Annotated in this window: 16 protein-coding genes; 11 read left to right on the top strand and 5 right to left on the bottom strand. The window is 38.6% G+C overall.

Annotated elements, in window-relative coordinates; translation table 11 throughout:
- Positions 1-134: 134 nt before the first annotated feature.
- The 6 genes from KTI78_RS09665 to KTI78_RS09640 all read left to right on the top strand — a co-directional run bounded on the left by KTI78_RS09665 (position 135) and on the right by KTI78_RS09640 (position 9,672).
- Positions 135-830: a GntR family transcriptional regulator gene (locus KTI78_RS09665; RefSeq protein ID WP_016142060.1), complete on the top strand. Its 696-nt coding sequence runs from the start codon at positions 135-137 to the stop codon at positions 828-830.
- Positions 831-840: 10 nt separating this feature from the next.
- On the top strand, positions 841-4,290 hold the full coding sequence (gene smc, locus KTI78_RS09660; protein ID WP_262445950.1) for a chromosome segregation protein SMC: 3,450 nt from the start codon (positions 841-843) through the stop codon (positions 4,288-4,290).
- Between the two features lies 1 nt (position 4,291).
- Entirely contained in the window at positions 4,292-5,338 is a 1,047-nt protein-coding gene (locus tag KTI78_RS09655) for a cell division protein ZipA C-terminal FtsZ-binding domain-containing protein (RefSeq protein WP_239967494.1), read from the top strand.
- A gap of 94 nt (positions 5,339-5,432) precedes the next feature.
- A complete protein-coding gene (gene ligA / locus KTI78_RS09650) occupies positions 5,433-7,472 on the top strand; it encodes an NAD-dependent DNA ligase LigA (protein WP_262445947.1) in 2,040 nt (679 codons plus the stop codon).
- Positions 7,473-7,724: 252 nt separating this feature from the next.
- Positions 7,725-8,189 carry a bacterioferritin gene (gene bfr / locus KTI78_RS09645; RefSeq protein ID WP_001214863.1) on the top strand — a complete coding sequence of 155 codons (465 nt, stop codon included), beginning with the start codon at positions 7,725-7,727 and terminating at the stop codon, positions 8,187-8,189.
- Between the two features lie 289 nt (positions 8,190-8,478).
- Entirely contained in the window at positions 8,479-9,672 is a 1,194-nt protein-coding gene (locus KTI78_RS09640) for an MFS transporter (RefSeq protein WP_262446040.1), read from the top strand.
- A gap of 68 nt (positions 9,673-9,740) precedes the next feature.
- Here KTI78_RS09640 and KTI78_RS09635 read toward each other — a convergent pair whose 3' ends face one another.
- Both KTI78_RS09635 and otsB read right to left on the bottom strand, forming a co-directional pair.
- Positions 9,741-11,174 (bottom strand): trehalose-6-phosphate synthase, encoded by a 1,434-nt coding sequence (locus tag KTI78_RS09635; RefSeq protein ID WP_239967498.1) that lies wholly within the window; start codon positions 11,172-11,174, stop codon positions 9,741-9,743.
- The gene (gene otsB / locus KTI78_RS09630) at positions 11,162-12,013 is read right to left on the bottom strand and encodes a trehalose-phosphatase (RefSeq protein WP_262445944.1); all 852 of its coding nucleotides are present in this window, start codon (positions 12,011-12,013) and stop codon (positions 11,162-11,164) included. The genes KTI78_RS09635 and otsB overlap by 13 nt, the downstream gene beginning before the upstream one ends.
- A 356-nt stretch (positions 12,014-12,369) precedes the next feature.
- Between otsB and KTI78_RS09625 the strand changes: the two genes are divergently transcribed.
- From KTI78_RS09625 to bioD, 5 genes are all read left to right on the top strand, one after another.
- The gene (locus KTI78_RS09625) at positions 12,370-13,101 is read left to right on the top strand and encodes a hydrolase (protein ID WP_262445942.1); all 732 of its coding nucleotides are present in this window, start codon (positions 12,370-12,372) and stop codon (positions 13,099-13,101) included.
- A 93-nt stretch (positions 13,102-13,194) separates the two neighbouring features.
- The gene (gene bioA / locus KTI78_RS09620) at positions 13,195-14,475 is read left to right on the top strand and encodes an adenosylmethionine--8-amino-7-oxononanoate transaminase (protein ID WP_262445940.1); all 1,281 of its coding nucleotides are present in this window, start codon (positions 13,195-13,197) and stop codon (positions 14,473-14,475) included.
- A gap of 1 nt (position 14,476) precedes the next feature.
- A complete protein-coding gene (locus KTI78_RS09615; RefSeq protein ID WP_262445938.1) occupies positions 14,477-15,634 on the top strand; it encodes an 8-amino-7-oxononanoate synthase in 1,158 nt (385 codons plus the stop codon).
- The gene (gene bioC / locus KTI78_RS09610; protein ID WP_262445936.1) at positions 15,631-16,380 is read left to right on the top strand and encodes a malonyl-ACP O-methyltransferase BioC; all 750 of its coding nucleotides are present in this window, start codon (positions 15,631-15,633) and stop codon (positions 16,378-16,380) included. Before KTI78_RS09615 ends, bioC begins: the two co-directional genes overlap by 4 nt.
- On the top strand, positions 16,381-17,025 hold the full coding sequence (bioD, locus tag KTI78_RS09605) for a dethiobiotin synthase (RefSeq protein ID WP_262445934.1): 645 nt from the start codon (positions 16,381-16,383) through the stop codon (positions 17,023-17,025). It abuts the gene before it with no gap.
- Between the two features lie 60 nt (positions 17,026-17,085).
- On the opposite strand, the gene rluB is transcribed toward bioD, so the two are convergent.
- From rluB to KTI78_RS09590, 3 genes are read right to left on the bottom strand one after another with little or no spacing between them, the layout of a single operon-like run.
- Positions 17,086-18,009 carry a 23S rRNA pseudouridine(2605) synthase RluB gene (gene rluB, locus KTI78_RS09600; protein WP_262445933.1) on the bottom strand — a complete coding sequence of 308 codons (924 nt, stop codon included), beginning with the start codon at positions 18,007-18,009 and terminating at the stop codon, positions 17,086-17,088.
- Positions 18,010-18,050: 41 nt separating this feature from the next.
- The gene (scpB, locus tag KTI78_RS09595; protein WP_032055842.1) at positions 18,051-18,647 is read right to left on the bottom strand and encodes an SMC-Scp complex subunit ScpB; all 597 of its coding nucleotides are present in this window, start codon (positions 18,645-18,647) and stop codon (positions 18,051-18,053) included.
- Positions 18,644-19,435 (bottom strand): segregation and condensation protein A, encoded by a 792-nt coding sequence (locus KTI78_RS09590; RefSeq protein ID WP_262445931.1) that lies wholly within the window; start codon positions 19,433-19,435, stop codon positions 18,644-18,646. The genes scpB and KTI78_RS09590 overlap by 4 nt, the downstream gene beginning before the upstream one ends.
- Between the last annotated feature and the right edge of the window lie 58 nt (positions 19,436-19,493).

The raw sequence follows: 19,493 nt of genomic DNA, 5'->3' as shown, positions 1-19,493 counted from the left end.
TTTTTAAATGAGTTGGCTTAAAATGCAATGAAATTGTCAGACAATGACATAGTTTTTAATCGATGGGATCAGTTAAAAACAAGGATGCGAAAGAAAAGCATGGATTAATGCATATAAAAAGTAGCGGGTGATTTATGAATCTCGAAGAGACAGAAAGTCTTTCTGAGCAAATTGTCAAATATATTAGCGAACAGATTATTAGTGGCGAACTGGTTGAAGGCGAACGTATTCAAGAGCTTCGTATTGCCAAAGAACTTGACGTCAGCCGAGGGTCGGTTCGTGAAGCACTATTATTATTAGAGCGTACTCATTTAATTGAGATATTTCCACGCCGCGGGGCAATTGTCTCAGAAATGTCTGCACAACAAGTTAAAGCACTGTTTGATACAAATATGATGATATTGGGGCATATTGTACAACGTATGAGTGAAACATGGCGTGCACATGAGGCTGATCAATTGCAGTTATTGTTAGAACAACTTCTTGAGCATGTTAAAGCAGGGGATATCGAAAAATTTTATGATGGGGTCTTCCAATATTTAGCTGAACAGCAAGATATGGTCGGTAATCCTTATCTAATGAAGTTTTATAAAGAGCTATTGCCTTCATTACGTCGTAGTTATTTTTTGACCTTAAATACCTCTAAGCGTGAACTGCAAGAAGCATTTGCATTATTTAAACTCGTGACTGATGCAATTTTAATCCGAAAATCACAACAAGCCGCTTTATTTATGGAAGATTTTTGTCGACACTTACGTAACCTTGTGTTGGAATCGCTGACACGAATGAAACAGATTGAATTGGCCTGGGCAAGACGCTCACGCCGCTAGTTAGGGCATTATGCGTTTAAGCAGTTTAAAACTTTCCGGCTTTAAATCTTTTGCAGATAGTACAACTTTAAATTTTAAGGCGAACCGCACAGCAGTGGTTGGCCCAAACGGTTGTGGCAAATCCAATGTAATCGATGCGATCCGCTGGGTGATGGGTGAATCAAATGCCCGTCAGCTACGTGGTGGTAGCATGCAAGATGTTATTTTTACAGGAACATCCAAGCGCAAGCCTGTTGGTGTGGCCAGTGTTGAGCTACGCTTTGATAATACCTATGGTAAATTGGGCGGGTCTTATAATGCTTATAATGAATTAGCCGTTCGCCGTCAGGTTACTCGTGAAGGAAAGTCTGAATATTTCTTAAATGGTACTCGTTGCCGCCGTCGTGATATTACCGATATTTTCTTAGGGACAGGCTTAGGACCGCGTTCTTATGCGGTGATTGAACAAGGCATGATTAACCGTTTGGTTGACGCCAAGCCAGAAGAAATGCGAGTGTTTATTGAAGAGGCGGCAGGTGTTTCACGCTATCAAGCGCGTCGACGCGAAACATTGCAACATCTTGAACATACAGAGCAAAACCTTTCACGTTTAGAAGATATTGCGCTTGAGTTAAAATCGCAGCTTAAAACGCTTAAACGCCAGTCAGAAGCGGCGGTTCAATATAAAACGTTAGAAAGCCAGATTCGTACCCTAAAAATTGAAATTTTGTCTTTTCAGGCAGACAAAAGTGTACGCCTACAAGAAGAATATACAGTTCAAATGAATGAACTGGGCGAAACCTTTAAATTAGTCCGCTCAGAATTAAGTACAATTGAACATGATTTAGAATCAACCAGTGCTTTATTTCAGCGACTTATTCAGCAATCTTCACCGCTACAACAAGAATGGCAACAAGCTGAAAAGAAACTGTCTGAACTGAAAATGACTCTAGAGCAAAAACAGAGTCTATACCAGCAAAATAGTATGACTCTCGTTCAGTTAGAGCAGCAAAAATTCCAAACTAAAGAACGTTTACAGCTTTCTGAATTGCAACTTGAAACACTGAATAATCAGCTAGAAGAGCAAACCGAAGCTTTAACTGGAATTGAGCATACAGCTACTGAAGCTGAACAAAACTTTGCTAATTTACAATCTCAGCAAAAACAAGCACAACAACAGTTTGACCAAATCAAAGCTCAGGTTGAAAAACAACAGCAGCAAAAAATGCAGATGTCAGCTCAAATTGAGCAGTTGGGCAAAAATGTTCAGCGACTTGAGCAGCAAAAAGAAACATTGCAACATCAAGCAAGCCAAATTCAATCACACGTTCATGAAGATGAGCAGGGTGAGCTTGAGCAATTACAACAACAGTTATATGGCGAAATAGCGACGCTTGAAACTGAAATTGAGCAACAATTGCTAAGTTTAGAGCAATCTCAACAGCAACATCAGTTAAGTAAAAATCAACAACAAACCCTGAAAACCGAAATTCAGGTTTTATTATCAGAGCAGAAAAATTTAAGTCAGCTGGTTGCAAAGCAAAGTCCAAAGCAACATCAAGATGCGCTACGTTTAATGCAGGCTCTACAGTTAACTGAGCAAGGTAAACCGCATGCGCAGATTGTTGAGAAGTTTTTAGCAAAATGGTTGCAGGCGCATATTGTTGAAACTGAACAAGCCTTTCAGGAAGGAATTGCTCGTCAGTTAAAACCTTCCGAGCAAATAAGTAAATTTAAGGGGAATTTGGCCTGTTTAAATGACTGGATTGCTTCGCCACAGCTATCAATATTTTCAAATGTAGCGATTGCGCAAGATTTGGCTCATGCTTTGAGTGAGCAAAAACAGCTGGAACATGGTCAATCTATTTTGACCTTAGATGGCTATCATGTTGGGCAGGATTGGGTGATTGCGCTTATGTATGATGACGAGAGTCAAAGTGCACAAGGTATGCTGAGCCATCGTATTCGTTTAGATGAAATTGAACAAACTCTTGAAAAGCAACAACCTGAATTACAAGCATTAGATCAGATTGTAGTACAGCAAAAGGATGAGTTAGGGCAGTTACAGGCTGATGTGCAGCACAAACAGCAAGTGGTGAAACAAAAACAAAAAGACTTGCAACAGCTGGATGTACAAATTGCTAAGCAACAAACCGCAGCACAAGCATTTTTATTACAAAAACAACAATTGAAAGATCAACTTGGTCAGTTAGACATGCAGCTTGAAGAAGATGCGATGCAAAAAGACGATCTTGAAATTGATTTGCATGCATTGGCAATCAAGCTCGAAACCATCTTACCTGACTATAAAACTTTGCAATTTCGGGTAGAAGAGTTAACAGAGCAGTTAGAAGAACAGCAACAAGCTCTACAACATCAGCAGCAAGAACGTGAAATTTTACGCCGTAATTGCGCGCAGACTACTCAACAAATTGAGTTGCTTGAAAAAGATATCTCGTTCTTGCAGAGCCAATATCAGCAAATTGCCGCTCAAATGGAACAAGCGAAAAAGTTTGTTGACCCTATTCAGTTAGAGTTACCAAACCTTGAGTCAGAATTTCAGCAGCAATTTGCTCAAACTGAAAAGTTGCAAAAGAACTGGAATGAGTGGCAGCTTGAACTCAATAGTGTGCAGGAAAAGCAACAAACACTGACAGATCAGCGTCATCAATATCAACAAAAAGATGAGCAGCTTAGAGAACAACTTGAACAGAAACGGTTAGCATGGCAAGCAGCTAAGTCAGACCGTGAACATTATCAAGAACAGCTTAAAGAACTAAATGCCGAGATTCAAAAAGGCTTACAAATAGATTTAACCGAGCATCAGCAAAAACTGGAAAAAGTACAGAAACAGTTTGAAAAAATCGGTGCGGTTAACCTTGCTGCTTCACAAGAGTTTGAGGAAGTTTCTCAGCGTTTTGATGAGCTGAGCCACCAGATCCAAGATTTGGAAAATACGGTAACTCAACTAAAAGATGCGATGAAAAGCATTGATCAGGAAACCCGTAAGTTATTTATGACAACTTTTGATCAAATTAATCAAGAGTTGCAAAATCTGTTTCCAAAGGTCTTTAATGGTGGAGAAGCGCGTTTAAGTCTTGAAGATGACTGGCAATCTGGTGTTAAACTGATGGCAAGACCACCGGGTAAAAAAAATAGTTCTCTAGCATTACTTTCCGGTGGAGAAAAGGCTTTAACAGCGTTAGCATTGGTATTTGCAATATTTAGATTAAATCCGGCACCGTTTTGTGTATTAGATGAAGTGGACGCACCACTCGACGATGCGAATGTTCAGAGATATTGTAATTTGGTAAAAGAGCTTTCTGAACATGTACAATTCATTTACATTACACATAATAAGCTGGCGATGACCATGGCAACTGATTTGTTGGGTGTGACCATGCCTGAACCGGGTACATCAAAATTAGTCACTGTCGATTTAGAACAGGCAAAAGAATACGGGTTAGTTTCGGAGTCATAGAATGGAAATCAATACGATTATTGGCATCGTTGTTGCCATTATAATTATGCTAATTGGCTTAAAAATGATTTTAAAAAAGCCAAACCATGCTGAACCCTCATTAGATAGTGATTTACATATTAATCCTGATAGTAATCAACCGGTTATACCTAGGCATGTAAGAGATCAGCTTGAAAAAACTGAAGCTGAATCTGTAGCGGTGACGAGTGCTGAGCGAGTAGAACCGACTTTAAGCGGAGCTGCACCGTCACAAGTACCTGAAACAAAACAGTCAGAAATTGAGTCTGTAGAACCCACTAAAACAATTCAAACTGAACAAACCCCAGCAGTTGTTGAAAATGCTTCGGTAGAAGAAATTAAAACTGAAGAAGAAGTAACAAGCTCTGCTATTACCACAAATGGTTCAGTTGAGTTGGTCGATGCAGTTTCTATGAAACCGGAAGCTGAAGCTTTAGCACAAGAGAGTCTGGAAGCTGAAAGCGAAAAAGCTGAGCCTGAGTTGAGTTTAAACCCGAATATTGAAACTGCCAAAATTGCTGAATTTGAAGGCGAGAGCAATATTCTGGATGTACATTTACATGAACAGCAACGCTATGATGATGAAAGTGCATTGGCGATGGCTGAACAGATTATTGCGTTAAATGTGTATCCAAACCCTCGTCGTGCTTTGTCTGGCGATAAAGCCCTTAAAGTGCTGTTAAAATATGGTTTACGTTACGGCGAAATGTCATGTTTCCATCGTTATGAAAATACGGATGAGCCGAGTGTACTCATGTTCTCTGTATTGCGTATGACAGACAATGGGCCAGCTGGGTTTGATCTTGAAACTTTATCTACCGAACAAGTTCAAGGGTTGGCATTTTTCCTTGCGCTTCCAAACAGTAAAGCCGTGACTGGTTTTGATATGATGGCGAGTATTGCGGGTCTAATTGCTCGCGAAATCGATGGCAAAGTTTACGATGAAAATAATCTTGAATTTACGCCACAGTTGAAAGAGCACTGGCGTCATCATGTGATTGATTATCGTCCGGCACAGGCGACTGCCTAGTTTTAATTTTTTACGTTCGTTGCGATAATTGCAACATATCTAGTCGCAGCTCAGGGTGGAGAAATTTCCACCCTTTTTTATGGTGAATAACATAATGGCAACAACTTCCGTGATCGAACAGATGCGTCAGCTTATTCAACTGATTGCAAAGCATAACCATGCCTACTATGTCATGGATCAGCCGACAATCTCGGACAGTGAATATGATCATTTATTTCACCAGTTAAAAGCTTTAGAAGAGCAACATCCTGACCTTGTTCAATCAGATTCACCAACAACCAAAGTAGGTGGACAAGCACTCTCTAAATTTCAAAGTGTAATCCATGTAGTTCCGATGCTTTCTTTGGGGAACGTTTTTAATCAAGAAGACTTGTTCGCATTTGCTCGCCGTGTGGAAGAGCGTTTGCCTAATCAAAAAGTACAATATGAAGTCGAATTAAAACTTGACGGTCTTGCGATTTCGCTCTGGTATGAAAATGGTGTCTTAGTACGTGGCGTTACACGTGGTGATGGCGAAACCGGCGAAGACATTACCCAGAATGTTAAAACGATTCGTAATTTGCCTAAAGTGTTGCATTCAGATCACTTTGAAATTCCACGTTTGTTAGAAGTACGCGGCGAAGTACTTATGCCAAAGTCTGGCTTTGAAAAACTCAATGCTGACCAAGAAGCAAAAGGTGATAAAACATTTGCGAACCCGCGTAACGCAGCAGCGGGTAGTTTAAGACAACTTGATCCTAATATTGCTGCTGGTAGACCTTTAGCATTTTATGCTTACGGTATCGCTCAATGTGAACCTAATCATGGCTTAACTACCATGCACGATAGCCTACAATGGCTCACAAAACTTGGATTTGAAATTGCGGAACGTCAATATCTGTGTGATTCAATTCAAGAAGTACAGCAGCGCTACGAACAAATTCAGCAAGAACGTCCAGATCTACAAGTTGAAATTGATGGGATGGTCGTAAAGGTTGATGACTTAAGACAGCAGCAACAACTTGGTTTTTTAAGTCGTGAGCCACGTTGGGCAACAGCCTATAAATTTCCTGCACAAGCTGCATTAACGACGGTTGATCAAATTGATTGGCAAGTCGGGCGTACAGGTACTTTGACTCCTGTAGCGCGTTTAAACCCTGTATTTGTAGGGGGGGTTACGGTTTCTAATGTAACCTTACACAACATTGGTGAAATCCATCGTCTTGATGTACGTGTTGGCGATACAGTCAGTGTTTACCGTACAGGCGATGTTATTCCTAAAGTAGAAAAAGTTTGGCCAGAATTTCGTTCGCCTGACGCTGAAATTGTACATTTACCAGAAAGCTGTCCTGTTTGTGCTTCACCAGTTGTGATGCCTGAAGGAGAAGCTTTAGCACGTTGTTCTGGTGGGCTTTATTGCGCTGCGCAGCGGATTGAAGCGATTCGCCATTTCGTATCACGTAAAGCTCTGGATATTGAAGGTCTAGGTGATCGTTGGGTAGAGTCTTTATTACACCTCGATTTACTCAAAGATGTTGCCGATATTTACCATTTGCATGAGCACCGAGAAACTTTACTTGGTATTGAAAAAATGGGCGAGAAATCGGTACAAAATCTGATTGATGCCATTGAAGCGAGTAAGAAAACAACTCTTGCGCGTTTTATTTATGCTTTAGGAATTCGTGGGGTAGGTGAAACAACAGCTAGAATGCTAGCCAATACTTTCCAAACTTTGGAAGCGCTTAAAGCTGCCGATGTTGAAGCATTAAAGAAAACTCCAGATGTCGGTGATATTACCGCAGAATGGATTGCTGACTTTTTCTTAGCTCCACACAACATTGAAGTGCTGGATCGCCTAATAGCAGCAGGGATTCATTGGGATGCGCCAACAGCACCAACACGTCAACCGTTAAATGGCGAAAGTTGGGTATTAACAGGCACATTAGAGCAAATGACCCGTGATCAGGCAACTCAAATGCTTCAAGCGTTAGGTGCACGTGTAAGTGGTAGTGTATCGAGTAAAACCAAATGTGTTGTTGCTGGTGAGAAGGCTGGTTCGAAATTAGAAAAAGCAGCAAAACTTGGTATTGCAGTTATGAATGAGACTGATTTCTTATCACTTATGGCGAGCTATGGGCAGACTTTAAGCGAATAGATGTACCGAAATAAGAACCATTGATTTTAGTTACAAATTTATAAATTGATGGTTTATGCTTTATTTTAACGCTTGTCTGAGCTAATAAATCGGACAAGCGTTTCTTTTTGCAGAGAAAATTTAAATAACTTAAACTGCAAATGCGTATGTTTCTCATTTTAATTTGATAAAAATCATAAACTTAACTATTTTTTGTTTTGCAATCACTTTTAAGATTGCCCATAATAGTTCTCATACGATAGGAGATTTATTATGCGTGGCAATCCAGAAGTCATAGACTATTTAAATATGCTCATTGGCGGAGAATTGGCTGCCCGTGATCAATATCTAATCCATTCTCGTATGTATGAAGATTGGGGTTTAAATAAAATTTATGAACGTATTGATCATGAGATGCAAGAAGAAGCTTCTCATGCTGATGCGATCATTCGCCGTGTATTATTTTTAGGTGCTAAACCAAACATGCACCGTGAAGATATCAACGTTGGTACAGACGTTGTATCTTGCTTAAAAGCTGATTTGGCGCTTGAATATCACGTTCGTGAAAAGTTGGCGACAGGTATCAAACTTTGTGAAGAGAAGGGCGATTACATTAGCCGTGATATGTTGCGTCAACAATTATCAGATACTGAAGAAGATCATACATACTGGTTAGAAAAGCAATTACGTTTAATTGAGTTGATTGGCTTACAAAATTATATTCAATCTCAAATTTAATAAAAGAACCCAGCTCAGGCTGGGTTTTTTATTGGCTTATTTAAATAAAATTAACCCATCGCTTAAATGTTAGTTTTGTCAAATTGAACATATTCAAAGCCTTACTATATAAGGCTTTCGCAGTTACAAAAAAGTCAGAAAAATTGTATCACACCCCCTGTTTTTTTTAAGAAATTGGATATAATTTCGCCAACAAAACCCTTGCCTACAAATTTAATGAGGCAAGGGTTTTTCTATGGAAAATCGGTTGGTATGGATCGCCCATGATTTTATGGTGAGTTCGCGAAATATGTTATTTACCAAACCTGCTGTTTTAGATACAGCTACGCTCTTAAGCACACAACGTCTTGCAACACGACTAAGCTTTTTTAGTTTAGGTTTTGCGACTGCAGCTTGGGCACCTCTTATTCCTTTTGCACAGCAACGTTTAAACTTAAATCATGCCGATTTTGGTTTACTTTTGCTTTGTATGGGTATTGGTTCAATGATTGCTATGCCTGCGACAGGAGCTTTAGTCAAGCGCTGGGGATGTCGTCCATTAATTGCTTTGGCATTAATGCTGTTAATGGTTTTATTGCCTAGCCTTACGATGTGGAGCAGCATTGTGACCATGGCTGTAGCATTGTTTATTTTTGGATCGGCAGCAGGATGTCTTGGAGTAGCTATCAATTTACAAGCAGTGGTTGTAGAAAAGCATAGCTTGCGAGCTCTTATGTCTAGCTTCCATGGAATGTGTAGTTTGGGTGGTTTAACAGGCGCTATGCTTGTGACTGCATTATTGGCAGTGGGTCTTTCTCCATTAATGAGTACGTTATCAGTTGTTATGATTTTACTTGTTATTGGTGGTGTTGCGATTCCATCTTGTTTAACGTCTTTTGAACAGGATGAAAAGACACATGAAGATACAACTCAAGCACCGAAAAAAATTTATCGTCCCGATGGCATTATTTTGCTTATTGGTATGATGTGTTTTATCGCCTTCTTATCAGAAGGTGCGGCAATGGACTGGGGTGGTATTTATTTAACAAGTAAATATCAGCTTAACCCTGCTTTTGCTGGCTTAGCTTATACTTTCTTTGCGCTTAGTATGACCTCTGGACGTTTTGCAGGTCATGTCTTGCTTAAGCAATGGGGCGAAAAGAATATTGTAACTTATAGTGCAATTGTGGCTGCGATTGGTATGGCTATTATTGTGACTGCGCCAGTCTGGCAAGTAGTTATATTAGGTTATGCACTGTTAGGATTAGGCTGTTCTAATATTGTACCAGTGATGTTTTCTCGGGTGGGTCGACAAAACAATATGCCAAAAGCAGCTGCACTTTCTTTAGTATCAACGATTGCTTATACAGGTTCTTTAAGCGGCCCGGCTTTAATTGGTTTAATTGGTGAATGGACCAGTTTAAGTACTGTTTTAACAGGTGTAGCTGTATTGCTATTTGTCATTGCTTTACTTAACCGTTTTACATTAATAAAGACAAATTAATTTATAAATAATAGAGATCCTCAAAGAACATCGAGAAATTTAATTCCTCGATGTTCTTCTATTTAGATTTATAAAACCTGATAGATCGATTGATAACTATCTTGTAATAATCGCTGAGGTTTCATCAGTAAAGTTGGTGTCTTTTCTAAATCATCCAAGAAATTATTTCGCCAATGGGTAAGATCAGATGATGTTAATCCTTCTATCAATTGCTGGTAACGATTAATACGCTCAGTTTTAGACATTTCTAAAGCCATTTTTAAAGCATCCATCATCGCTGCTCTATCTTGCGGATCAACAATCAAGGCTTGAGACATCTGCTCAGCAGCACCAGCATATTTAGATAAAATGAGTACGCCCGGATTTTCTGGGTCTTGGGCTGCAATATATTCTTTAGCGACCAAGTTCATACCATCGCGTAGTGAACTGATCCAGCAAATATCTGAATGGCGATAAATGTGCATAAGATTATGGTGTTGAACCGTGTCATAGCAGCAATCTACAGGTCGCCAGTCTTCATGGGCAAACTCTTCGTTAATTAACTCGAGCTTAGTTTTAAAACGTTGGAATAAACGCTGATAAGCTGGAATATCAGTACGAGAAGGTATTGCAACTTGAAGATGACGAACTAGACCATGATATTCAGGACTGGTTTCCAAAAAGGTTGCAAATGCATTAAATCTTTCGAGCAAACCTTTCGAATAGTCAATACGATCAACCCCAATAATTGTTTTTTGACGTGGTATTTCCTCAAAATTAAACACAGAAGAGGTCGCCAAATCTTGTTGGGCTTGCTTTTGTATAATTTCGGGCTGAACACCAATTGGGTATGACTTAATTAATATTTGACGTTTCTTGTAGCTAATACTGTTACTTTGTATTTTCTGAGCTTCGAGTAAATTTAGACAAGTCTGCATACATGCATTTTGATCGATTTGGGTTTGTAAACCAATAACATCATATTGACTCAAGTCTTGAATTAATTCTCGGCCCACTGGAATTTTGCGCCAGATATTGAGACTAGCAAATGGTATATGTAAAAAGAAACCAATTTTATTTTGCATGCCTAATTCACGGCAGTAACGCGCTACACTAAAAAAGTGATAATCGTGTATCCAAATAAGATCTTCAGGTTGAGCAAGCTGTTTTAACTTTTCAGCAAACAAACGGTTGACCTTTTGGTAGGTGCTATATTCTTGCGCATCATATTCAATTAGATCTTCGCGACTATGCATTGCTGGCCAGAGAACCTTATTTGCAAAACCACAGTAATATTGCGCATATTGTTGATGAGTAAGAGGGCAGGTAATGTAATCAATCCCTTGAGAAGAGGCTTGTTCAAACTCTGGCGCTTCGCTATCGGTAATTTGCTGACCATTCCAGCCTAACCAAATGCCATTACTATCATTCAAAGCATCTTGTACAGCCACGGCGAGGCCACCAGCTGAAGCTTTACCTGAGGGCATACTTATCCGGTTCGATAATACGATTAATTTAGACATATTTTTTCTCCATTCTGATTTTGGCTATTTTTGACATATAAGCTTTTTATTCTGTTTTGAAATAAAAAAAGTAAATTAGCAACACTATCAATATCTTTTAATCTATATTCAGCTTGTGTTTCACCGGAACCCACTTTAATCGTGAGACCAGATTGTTGATTAATAAATACAAAACCTGATTCATCTGTTAAATCATCGCCTATAAAAATAGGTAAAACAGAAGGTAAATTAAGATGATTTAATATGGTTTTAATTGCTTTGCCTTTATCAGCTTGATGAGGAATTAATTCAATAACAAATTTTCCCTTATTTAATTTTAATTGAGGATAATCAGCGCTAATCTGTTGCATAATATTAATAGCGTGATTTTCTAAATCTGGTTTCTTGCGATAATGTAAAGCAACAGAATAACCTTTGTCCTCAATTAATAACTCGGGATATTTTTCGCAATATTTTTGAATATCTTGTTTTAATTGTTTAAAATTAATCTGACTTAAATCTGGCCGAATATAATGATCTGAATTAAGGCAAATATCTAAACCATGCAAGCCCGCAATTGGAACTTCAATAGGATATAAGAGTTTACTAGCTGTATTGACATCACGACCTGTTACGGCAATAACAGGTATATTTAATTGAATAATTTTTTTTATAATTTCTAATGTGGTGTTTGGAATAAAACTATGCTCAGGATTAATTTGAAAGGGTGCTAATGTCCCATCAATATCCAAAAATAAACAATAATTTTTATCTAAAGATAAATTACTTATAATATGATTGGGTGTAACAAAATATGTATATTTTTCTCTCCCATCAGATATTGTATTTTGACTGTTCATATTAGTCTTCCCAATATTTTTTGATCAATAATTACTCTTCTAACATTAAAATGAATTGATGAGTCATTTCTTTTAATAAAAAAACATAAGTATTAACATTAATTACATTGCATAATGGATTTATAGGCGAAGTGTGGAGTATGTTGTTTTTTGATTGGCTTCAATGTTTAGATAATTAAAGTTTTGTATATTTAATATGAATAATGCAGGTCTTATTTATCAATATATTTCAGAATATTATCGTATTATAAATACTTGATTTTATGATTTAGAAATTGTTTTTAATATTGATTTTAAAGGATATTTTAAATCAATATTATTATATAATCTTTATAAAATCGGTTTTGGATAGGCATATGAAGTTACAAAATAAAATTTTATTAATTACAGGTTGGGGAGTAGGAGTGGAACCTTTGCAATCTCTTAAATTGCATTTGGAAAAAGTAGGGTTTGAGACACAACTTATTAATATTTTTAATATTTTAGATGGTAACTTTCAAGCACAGCTGGACTTGGTGGCTAGGACTGATGTAGTCATAGGCTGGTCTTTAGGTGGACAGTTAGCAACTCAACTGGTCGATATTTTTTATAAGCAAACAGGGCAGACTAAAACATTAATTACACTTGCTTCAAATCCTTGTTTCGTTGCCAACGATAATTGGCAACCTGCAATGCCTACAGATGTATTCACTCAATTTAAATCTTCTTTTTTTCAAAACCCGCAAGCTACGTTAAAGCGTTTTTATTATTTGATTACACTTGGCTCATCTCAAGCGAAACAAGATTGGATAAATATTCAAAATATAGCAAATCCGCCATCAAATGAACTTTTAATAGAAGGTTTGCAAATGCTTGAACAATTAAACTTGGTAGATAACTTAAAAAACTATTCTGGCCGACAACTTCACCTGTTTGCTAAGCAAGATAATGTCATTCCTTGCAAAATTATCGAAAAATTTGAGGAAATCGTGACAGAAAACATGAGTTATAAAGTGCTAAAAGGTGCTACTCATGCTTTTCCATACCTCGAAGTAGACCGAACAATTGAAGAAATCTGCCAATTTTTAACAATTCATCAGCAAAGTTAATAAGCTTTGATTGATCTCGCAATTTTCTTTCATTCTTAACAGGTTTAACATGTGCTAAATGAGAGATTTAATTGCTGTAAAAGGGTAAATAGGATGACCGATAATTTTGATTTGGAACATATTTGGCATCCTTATACTTCAATGACCCAACCTTTACCGACCTTTAAAGTTAAACGTGCCTATGGGGCAACGATTGAACTCGACGATGGTAAGACTTTAATTGATGGTATGTCATCTTGGTGGTGTGCAATTCACGGCTATAATCACCCTGAACTCAATCAAGCAGTGACAGATCAATTACAAAACATGTCACATATTATGTTTGGTGGGTTAACCCATGACCCTGCCATTGAGTTGGGTAAAATTCTTTTAAAAATTACACCGCCAAGCCTCGACAAAATTTTTTATGCAGATTCGGGGTCGGTTGCCGTTGAAGTTGCTTTGAAAATGGCTGTGCAATTTTGGACAGCACAAGGCCAACCACAAAAAACAAATTTTATTACCACACGTTCTGGTTATCACGGTGATACATGGAATGCGATGTCTGTTTGTGATCCAGTAACAGGCATGCATCAGATTTTTGGTACAAGTTTACCAAATCGCCTTTTTGTAGCAGCACCGCAAACCAAATTTCATGAAGAATGGAACCAAGAAGATATTGCTGAACTAGAACAAGCTATTCAGCAAAATCATGAAAATCTTGCTGCACTGATTATTGAGCCAATTGTACAAGGTGCAGGGGGCATGCGTTTCTATCATCCTGAATATTTACGTCAGGCCAAAGTGCTTTGTGAAAAATATAACCTACTTTTAATTTTCGATGAAATTGCCACTGGTTTTGGCCGTACGGGTAAGCTCTTTGCGTGGGAGCATGCCCAAGTTGAGCCAGACATTATGTGTATAGGTAAAGGCCTAACAGGCGGCTATATGACCTTATCTGCTACCTTAACCACAAAGCATGTTGCAGAAACCATTAGTCGCGGTGAGGCTGGTGTATTTATGCACGGCCCAACTTTTATGGCCAACCCACTTGCTTGCGCGGTTGCTTTAAAAAGTACGCAATTGTTAATTGAACAAGATTGGCAGGCCAATATTGAGCGAATTGAGCAACAGCTTAGCCAATATTTAACCCCTTTAAGTCAGCTTGATTATGTTGCCGATGTACGGGTGATCGGTGCAATTGGTGTAGTAGAACTCACCTTTAATGTTGATATGAAAACTTGGCAGCAACAATTTGTAGACCGCGGAATCTGGATTCGTCCTTTTGGAAAATTGGTTTATGTGATGCCACCGTATGTCATCACTCATCAAGAGTTAAATGATTTGCTTGAACAATTAGTTGAGGTTGTTCAAACGATGCAGGGAGCGTATTAAGATGTCATTGCTCGATCATTTTGCTGCCGAGTTAGATGAGTTAAAACAACAAGGTAACTTTAGACACTTTACTCAAAATGTGCAGCATGACCGTTTTATTACGATTCAAAATAAAACGATGCTTAACTTGGCTTCAAATGATTATCTTGGGTTGGCGGCTGATATTAATCTTCGCCAAGAGTTTCTAGATAGCTATCCATTAGAAAGAAGCTATTTTAGTTCTTCATCTTCACGCCTATTAACGGGCAATTTTGAAGAATATGAACAGTTAGAAAATAGCCTAAGTAAAGCATTTGGTAATCGGGCGGCCCTATTATTTAATAGTGGCTACCATATGAATCTTGGTATTTTGCCTGCGGTTGCTGATAGCAAAACTTTAATTTTGGCAGATAAGTTAGTCCATGCAAGCATGATTGACGGTATACGTTTGTCTGGTGCCCAATATGTACGTTATCGGCATAATGATTTACAGCATTTAGAACAACTTCTCCAAAAATATCATGATGATGAAAAGATTGAACGTATCATCGTGGTCACAGAAAGTATTTTTAGTATGGATGGGGATGAAACAGATTTAGCAGCTTTAGTCCAGCTCAAAAAACGTTTTGCTAAAACCATGTTGTATGTCGATGAAGCACATTCAATCGGTGTGCGTGGTCAGCAAGGATTAGGGTGTGCTGAACAATACAATGTCATTCAAGAAATTGATTTTTTAGTTGGTACATTAGGTAAAGCATTGGCAGCAGTTGGTGGTTACATTATTTGCGATCCAATTATTAAAGATTATCTCATTAATAAAATGCGCCCACTTATTTTTAGTACTGCACAGCCCCCGATTGTGATGGCATGGGCAAACTTTATTTTTCAAAAAGTATTAGTCGCTCAATCTCAGCGTGAACATTTAAAAAGCATTAGCCAATATCTTCAACAAGCTGTCGTGCAAAAGGGTTATGTAAGCCCATCGACCAGCCATATTATTCCCGTCATTGTTGGAGAAAGTCAGGCTGCTATCGATAAAGCGAAGCAAGTTCAGGAAAGTGGTTTTTATGCTATGCCTGTGCGTCCACCCACAGTACCTAAAAACAGTTCGCGTTTGCGTATTTCTTTAACGTCAATGGTGCAGCAATATGAACTTGAAGAATTGGTGAGTTTTCTGTGAGTTTGAATAAAGACTTGGTTGCCCAGCGTTTTGCTAAAGCAGGGCAAAGCTATTCAGAACAAGCAATTGTTCAAAAACAAATTTGCCAAAATTTAACACGGTTACTCCAGCAGTTTTGCCCAAGGACGATGCCACGTGTTTTTGAAATTGGTTGTGGTTCTGGCAATTTAACTCGTCTTATTACTGCATCTTTTCAAATCGAAGAGTTAATTTTGAATGATCTGTATGCAGATGTGCAGCAGCACTTTAGTTCTCACGAAAGTTTGAAATGGTTGATTGGAGACGTTGAGGCGTTAGATTTTCCTCCGCAACTCGATATGATTGTTTCCGGTTCAGCTTTACAGTGGATGCAAGATTTACCGCGCTTGCTCGAACGTTGTGATGAGGCTTTAGTTGATCAAGGTTGGTTATGCTTTTCAACATTTGGTTCTAAAAACTTATTAGAGATTAAAGAGCTAACAGGACAGGGTTTAAGTTATTGGTCAGTTGAAAATTGGAATAGAGCCTTAACTCAGGCTCGTTTTGAGATTTTGCATTTGTCAGAGTCAGAAACTCAACTCTATTTCGATTCGCCTAAGGCTGTGTTGCAGCATTTAAAGGCAACAGGGGTAACGGCAACTGCTCAACATCGTTGGACTAAGCAAACGTTACAACAGTTTTATCAAGATTATGATCGGTTTAAGCATGCCGAAGGATATTCCCTAACATATCATCCGATTTATTGTATTGCCCGGAGAGTGAAGTAAATGAGTGGCCAGATCTATTTTGTGAGCGGGATTGATACCGAAATTGGTAAAACTTACGCAACAGGATTTTTAGCAAAATTATGGACTGAGCAGGGTAAAAAAGTGATTACCCAAAAACTCATTCAGACAGGTAATGCTGATATTTCTGAAGATATCGAAAAGCACCGTGAAATTATGGGTCAAGGCTGGTTTCAAGAAGATCATGACAAGCTCACTATGCCTGAAATCTTTAGTTACCCAGCTTCACCTCATTTAGCAACACGTCTTGATAACCGAGAAATTGATTTTCAAAAAATTGAAAATGCGACCCAAACATTGGCAGAGCGTTTTGAAATCGTATTGTTAGAAGGTGCAGGAGGCTTAATGGTGCCATTAACCACCAATCTGCTAACCATTGATTATGTCGCTCAGCACCAGTTTCCGGTTATTTTAGTAACCTCGGGACGTTTGGGAAGTATTAACCATACTTTACTTAGTCTTGAAGCACTTAAATCTCGTGGACTGAAATTAAAGGCTTTGGTTTATAACCTAAAAGATGAATCAAAAGATCCATTAATTTCTCAAGATACTTCAAATTATTTGAAAGATTATTTAGCTGTTCATTTTCCTGAAGCTGAATGGATCGAACTGGCAAAAATGAATTAAGTTCAACAGGCTATAAAAAACCGCTCAAATTTGAGCGGTTTTTTTACATCTTATGAATGTTTAGAATTTCTTTGAACCACGGTTAAAACCAGTCGCTTTACGTTGGTTGCCCGTGTTAACAGGAGCTTCTTTTTCATCATCGCGACGTTGTTGACGCAAGAAACCGCCACGACGAGCTGCCATTGGTTTTTCGGTCATACGGTCAGTACGACGTTTTGCCATACCAAATAAACCTGTGCCTTGACGTGGTTTTAACTCAACAGATTTTGCTAGATTGTCGATGTCAGTTTTATCGAGTTCCATCCAGCGGCCAGTACGTAATTCGCGTGGTAAAATAACTGTACCGTAGCGCGTACGCAATAAGCGGCTTACTTTAAGTTCTTGTGATTCAAAAATACGACGAACCTCACGGTTACGACCTTCTTTCACCACTACTTGATACCAGCGGTTAATACCTTCACCACCAATTTCCGAAAAAGACTCAAATTTAGCTGGGCCATCTTCAAGCTCTACGCCATTTATCATGTTTTGGCGTATTTTAGGAGTTACTTCACCCATCACTCGAACAGCATATTCACGTTCAATTTCATTTGATGGATGCATTAAGCGGTTAGCAAGTTCACCATCATTTGTGAATAGTAATAAACCAGTACTGTTAATATCCAGACGACCTACCATTACCCAGCGGTCATTGGCAATTTGTGGTAAATGATCAAATACGGTTGGGCGTTTTTCAGGATCATTACGTGAACAGATTTCACCCTCAGGTTTATAATAAATCAGTACGCGACGACGAATTTCGTCTTCAATCTGAAACTGAACTTTACGGCCATCAATGCGTAATTCATCGCCTGGTTCAATGCGCTCACCCACTTGGGCAACACGACCGTTTACACTCACGCGTCCTGCGGCAATAACCTCTTCCATATATCGGCGGGAACCTAATCCGATTCGCGCTAATACTTTTTGCAATTTTTCACTCATGACAGCACAACCTTAGACATAATGATCAACAGTCCACCTCTTTATGATTTCGGTGCATTTGCATCGAGAGCCATAAAGGCTTCCTTGGCGTTCTGTAGGGGAGGCAATTGGCCTAGAGAGGCTAGACCAAAAGCATTCAGAAACTGAGGCGTTGTAATTAGCAACGCAGGTCTTCCGGGTAAATCTCTAAAACCGGCTTCTTTAATCCAGTTCCAGTCAAATAGTGTTCTAAGAATCTGACTATTATTAGATACACCACGAATTTGTTCAATATCAGCTCGGGTAACCGGTTGATGATAAGCAATGACAGCCAGGGTTTCTAGTAATGAAGGCGACAGTTTTGTTGGTCGCTCTGGCCAAATTTGCGCAATAATACTACGATATTTAGATCTTACCTGAAAGCGAAACCCTTGCGCTGTTTCAATCAGCTCAATAGAGCGGCCATGCTGTAATAACGCGAGCTGTTGTAAAAGCTGACGAAGCTGTTGTTTATTATACTGATTATTAAATGCTTCTTTTAAACGGGCAATTGAAACAGGCGCATCACTGGCAAAAATAATTGCTTCAAGTTGTAATAAAACTTCGTGATGTATGTCCGCTAATGACAAATCACTATTATTTTGTTCAAAACTACTCATAGTGAAGACCCTTGAATTGCTAACGGGGCTTCAATACCAGTGGCAATAATTTTAATTTTCTGTTGGCGAGTCAATTCTAAAACTGCCATAAATGTAACAACCATTCCCATACGACCTTGCTGGGGATTGAGTAATTCTTTAAAACTTAACACGTCACCAGACTCTAATTTCTCTTCAATATATGCAATACGTTCTTCGAGTAAAACAGGTTCTTGAGCGACAACATGGGTAATAGGTTCGGGGCGATTAAATACACAGAACAACGCATCATGTAGCGCTGAGATATCGTAACCTTCATAAACAGGAGAGATATGTCCCAAGCTTACATTGGCACTAAATGTATCGCGCTCAAGAATTGGCATTTGGCCTAAACGCTCAGCTGCTTGCTTAATGCGTAGATAGGTTTCAAGACGATCAATAAGTTCCTGCTTAGGATCTTTTTCAATGCTTATAATTGTAGGTTTCGGTAAAAGCAGGCGAGATTTTAGGTCAGCTAATAGAGCAGCCATCACCATATAATCTGCGGTTAATTCGATATTTAAAGACTTCATACTATCCATATAGGCTAAATATTGAGTCGCAATAGGTGCAATATCGAGTTGGATTAAATCGAAACCGTTTTTTTGAATCAGATAGATTAAAAAATCTAGTGGACCTTCAAAGTGCTCGAGCAAAATCTCAAATGCAGCTGGAGGTATATAGAGATCTTCAGGAATCTTGTCATGCCACTCATCTAAAACACGGATGTGTGGAGCGTCTTCCATGGATTGATGAAGTGATTGATTCATTACGATTATAAGCCACGCGAATTTTCAAAAGCATGAGACTTGTTATTCAAGTCAAAGA

Source organism: Acinetobacter sp. WU_MDCI_Abxe161 (genome assembly GCF_025514355.1).
GTDB classification, from domain to species: Bacteria; Pseudomonadota; Gammaproteobacteria; order Pseudomonadales; family Moraxellaceae; genus Acinetobacter; species Acinetobacter pittii_E.
Note: the sequence above shows the minus strand (reverse complement) of the source record. Positions and strands in the feature narration are given on the sequence as shown.

Excerpts from the sequence above, each read along its gene's own strand:
- KTI78_RS09665 (WP_016142060.1), top strand. The coding sequence starts at position 135 with ATGAATCTCGAAGAGACAGAAAGTCTTTCTGAGCAAATTGTCAAATAT.
- smc (WP_262445950.1), top strand. The coding sequence starts at position 841 with ATGCGTTTAAGCAGTTTAAAACTTTCCGGCTTTAAATCTTTTGCAGAT.
- KTI78_RS09655 (WP_239967494.1), top strand. The coding sequence starts at position 4,292 with ATGGAAATCAATACGATTATTGGCATCGTTGTTGCCATTATAATTATG.
- ligA (WP_262445947.1), top strand. The coding sequence starts at position 5,433 with ATGGCAACAACTTCCGTGATCGAACAGATGCGTCAGCTTATTCAACTG.
- bfr (WP_001214863.1), top strand. The coding sequence starts at position 7,725 with ATGCGTGGCAATCCAGAAGTCATAGACTATTTAAATATGCTCATTGGC.
- KTI78_RS09640 (WP_262446040.1), top strand. The coding sequence starts at position 8,479 with ATGTTATTTACCAAACCTGCTGTTTTAGATACAGCTACGCTCTTAAGC.
- KTI78_RS09635 (WP_239967498.1), bottom strand. The coding sequence starts at position 11,174 with ATGTCTAAATTAATCGTATTATCGAACCGGATAAGTATGCCCTCAGGT.
- otsB (WP_262445944.1), bottom strand. The coding sequence starts at position 12,013 with ATGAACAGTCAAAATACAATATCTGATGGGAGAGAAAAATATACATAT.
- KTI78_RS09625 (WP_262445942.1), top strand. The coding sequence starts at position 12,370 with ATGAAGTTACAAAATAAAATTTTATTAATTACAGGTTGGGGAGTAGGA.
- bioA (WP_262445940.1), top strand. The coding sequence starts at position 13,195 with ATGACCGATAATTTTGATTTGGAACATATTTGGCATCCTTATACTTCA.
- KTI78_RS09615 (WP_262445938.1), top strand. The coding sequence starts at position 14,477 with ATGTCATTGCTCGATCATTTTGCTGCCGAGTTAGATGAGTTAAAACAA.
- bioD (WP_262445934.1), top strand. The coding sequence starts at position 16,381 with ATGAGTGGCCAGATCTATTTTGTGAGCGGGATTGATACCGAAATTGGT.
- rluB (WP_262445933.1), bottom strand. The coding sequence starts at position 18,009 with ATGAGTGAAAAATTGCAAAAAGTATTAGCGCGAATCGGATTAGGTTCC.
- scpB (WP_032055842.1), bottom strand. The coding sequence starts at position 18,647 with ATGAGTAGTTTTGAACAAAATAATAGTGATTTGTCATTAGCGGACATA.
- KTI78_RS09590 (WP_262445931.1), bottom strand. The coding sequence starts at position 19,435 with ATGAATCAATCACTTCATCAATCCATGGAAGACGCTCCACACATCCGT.